4 protein-coding genes are annotated in these 3163 nt (G+C 62.1%); 1 reads left to right on the plus strand and 3 read right to left on the minus strand.

What is annotated here, in order from left to right:
• On the minus strand, positions 1-792 hold a 792-nt coding region (locus Q0072_RS18825), incomplete at its 3' end, for an aldo/keto reductase (RefSeq protein WP_298333085.1).
• Between the two features lie 14 nt (positions 793-806).
• A complete protein-coding gene (locus Q0072_RS18830) occupies positions 807-1037 on the minus strand; it encodes a BolA/IbaG family iron-sulfur metabolism protein (protein WP_013480530.1) in 231 nt (76 codons plus the stop codon).
• A 125-nt stretch (positions 1038-1162) separates the two neighbouring features.
• Between Q0072_RS18830 and Q0072_RS18835 the strand changes: the two genes are divergently transcribed.
• Positions 1163-1930 (plus strand): tetratricopeptide repeat protein, encoded by a 768-nt coding sequence (locus tag Q0072_RS18835; RefSeq protein WP_298333086.1) that lies wholly within the window; start codon positions 1163-1165, stop codon positions 1928-1930.
• A 36-nt stretch (positions 1931-1966) separates the two neighbouring features.
• Here the strand turns inward: Q0072_RS18835 and Q0072_RS18840 are convergent.
• On the minus strand, positions 1967-3163 hold a 1197-nt coding region (locus Q0072_RS18840; protein ID WP_298333087.1), incomplete at its 5' end, for an AIR synthase related protein.

The following is a 3163-nucleotide window of genomic DNA, read 5'->3' on the forward strand; positions in this document are numbered from 1 at the left end:
ATCCGCTGTGGCGAACAGGGTCGAAAGATTGGGCTGGGTCAGGGCGTAGGACAGGCACAGTTCTTCGGCGGTCCAGTCGGGTGTCTGATGCAGGAAGGCGTAGGTGCCGCGTCCGGCCAAGGGGTCGATGGATTGGCCACCGAACAGGCCGAGCCACCCCTTTTTCGGTACAACGGCTTCGGGTTTACGGTACTGTGCCGGGAAGAAGTCGTGCCCGAACACGGCCATACCCTGCGCCAGAGCGTAGTCAAGCAGGTGGCGCTTGTTCCACGAGGTGTCGATGTCGAAAACGGTCTTCAGAATGTTGAAACGTCCGTCATCGACCGCGACCTTGATCAGGTCGTCATTGGCCGTCGCACCCGTAAATTTCAGCATCCCCGCCTCACGCAGGGCTGTGATAAAGGTCCAACTGCGGTCCGGAATACGATCAAAGCCGTTGGCATGGAAGACGAGCAGGTCGATCCATTGCAGACCCGACGATTTGATTACCCCCCGCAGACGCTCACGCAGGGGCTCCAGCCGGTATTCATCGGCGGGATCGCTGCTGCCTTCTTCTTCGGCGCTCAGGGAGATGAACAGGACGCGCCGATCGACAACCGCAAAGGTTTCGGTCGCTGCCGCCAGCAGGTCCGGATGGGCCGAGGTCAGGTGAAATGTATTGATGCCGTTTTCGAGCGCGGTGTTCAGCAGCCGCGTCGCGGCATTGCGGCTACGACCCAGTTTCGCCCACGAGACGTTGAGTCCCAGGGCTGACAGGGCCTGACCGGAATGTCCGAACGGGCGATAGCGCATCGGCGGGCCTGCCTTCAGGGGATGCGGGTTTCGAGGGCCAGCGCGTGCAACGGCCCGCTCATCAGATCGGACAGGGCCGCATAGACCTTCTGATGCTGGCGCACGCGCGGCATCCCGGCGAAACCGGCGTCGGTGATATAGGCTTTGTAGTGATCACCGTCCCCGGCCAGATCTTCGACGACAATCTCGGCGTCCGGGAAGGCGGCTTTCAGGCGGGCTTCGAGATCGGATTGCGCAATGGGCATGGGGAGGGCCTTGAGAACGACTCGATTAACAAACACAATAGACTTGGAACTATCACAAAATGGGTTAACAAGTGGCAATCGTCCGCCTCTGCGGGCATGGCTTTACCTTATTTACGGACCGCCGCATGACCAATCTGACGGATATCCGCAACCCCAAGCCCAAGCCGTGGGTACGTGTGGTGCAGGTACTGGCCTTTGTGGTGCCGCTGATCATTGCCGGGCTGTGGATGTGGCAGGAAAATGAACGCTGGCGCGGCGTCAAAATCTACAAAACCGCCTTTGATTACGAACTGGCCTATGCCGAAATCGGCGTCCTCAAGTCGCAGGTCTATGTGGCGCAGGCCTATGATAACGGCTTTCAGGTCGAGAAGGACCCGGCCAAGGCCGTGGCGTGGTACAAAAAGGCGGCGGCCCAGAGCCATGCTGAGGCGCAGTATCAGTTAGGTCGCCACTACCTCAGCGGCGAAGGCATCGCAAAGGACGAGAAAGAAGCCTTTGTCTGGGTGCAGCGCTCGGCCTTCAAGGACTATCCGCAGGGGCTGCTGCTAACGGGGCAGATGCTATGCGAGGGGCGGGGTGTCGAGGCCAACTGTACGCGCGGTATTGACCTGATCCGTAAGGCCGCCGAAGCCGGCTTGCCCGAAGCGCAGGTCGAATGGGCGCGGCGACTGGAAACGGGTGAGGGTGTGGCTAAAGACCTGACCGAGGCCTATGTCTATCATGCGCTGGCGCATGAGGCGCGCACCTGGCAGCAAAATCCGATGCCGGTATCGGCTGATCTGCAACGATTGACGCCGTTGATGACCAGGGCACAGCTTGCCGAGGCCGAAAAGCGCTTTACCGAACGCCGCCCGGAGCGGGTCCGTCCGGGACAAAATCAGGTGACGTTTTAAGAAGTCCCTCCCCTGACACCAAGGGAGGGGCTGTGTTTACCCCATAAATTCCGGCAGCCAGCGCTCATTGGCGGTTTTCAGTTCGCTCAAGGACAGCGACATGACGCCGGTCAGGCTGAGGTCAGAGCCGCCCGCCACACCTATGGTCAGGGCGGGGACGCCCGCTTCGGCGGCCTTGGCCAGCACCAGATGCGCCGACGCTTCATCGACCGCGATCAGGTAACGCGCCTGATCTTCGGCAAAGGCAAAGATGTGGTCTTCGAGAGCGGTGGGGTTTTTCAGCTCGATGCCGACGCTCGACGCCGAGGCCATATCGAAGGCCGCCGGCAGCAGGCCGCCATCCGACAGGTCGTGTACGGCCCTGGCGGTTTTGGAGCGGATCAGGTCGCGCACAAAATCGCCATTGCGCTTTTCGACGCTCAGATCGACCTTCGGCGGTGCACCGGCTTCGATGCCGTGCACTTCGCGCAGGTACAGAGACGAGCCCAGTTCGCCGACGGTTTCGCCGACGAGGACCAGCACCTGACCGGCCTTCAGCGTATGAAAACCGACGCGCTGATCGTAGTCGGTCAACAGGCCTACCGCACCCACGGTCGGGGTCGGCGGGATGGCCACGCCATTGGTTTCGTTATACAGCGACACATTGCCTGACACGACGGGGAAGTTCAGCTCACGGCAGGCTTCGGCCATGCCGTCAATGGCGCGCACGATCTGCCCCATGATCTTGGGGCGCTCCGGATTGCCGAAATTCAGATTGTCGGTGATAGCGATAGGGTCGGCCCCTACGGCGGTCAGATTGCGCCAGGCTTCGGCGACGGCCTGCTTGCCGCCCTCATAGGGGTTGGCCTTCACATAGCGCGGCGTGCAGTCCGATGTAACGGCCAGCGCCTTCTTGGTGCCGTGCACGCGGACCATGCCGGCGTCGGAACCGGTGGCCGAGTCGGCCAGCGTGTCGGCCATGACGTGACGGTCGTACTGTTCCCACAGCCAGCGCTTGGAGGCCATGTCGGGCGAGGCCAGAAGGGTCAACAGGGCGTCACCGACCGGGGCCGACGGCACCGAGGCGAGCGGCGCTTCCATATCCGGCTCGACCCACGGGCGGTCGTACAGCGGCGCGTCGTCGCTCAGCGGGCCCAGCGGCAGGTCGCAGACGACCTCGCCCTTGTGCGTCAGAACGATATGTCCGGAGGTGTTGGTTTCGCCGATGACGGCGGCATCGAGGCCCCACTTTTC

The organism is Asticcacaulis sp. (genome assembly GCF_027484505.1).
In the GTDB taxonomy this organism is placed as follows: Bacteria; Pseudomonadota; Alphaproteobacteria; order Caulobacterales; family Caulobacteraceae; genus Asticcacaulis.

What these genes read in the sequence shown, in the direction of transcription:
- Q0072_RS18830 (WP_013480530.1), bottom strand. Translation starts at nt 1,037, where the DNA reads ATGCCCATTGCGCAATCCGATCTCGAAGCCCGCCTGAAAGCCGCCTTC.
- Q0072_RS18835 (WP_298333086.1), top strand. Translation starts at nt 1,163, where the DNA reads ATGACCAATCTGACGGATATCCGCAACCCCAAGCCCAAGCCGTGGGTA.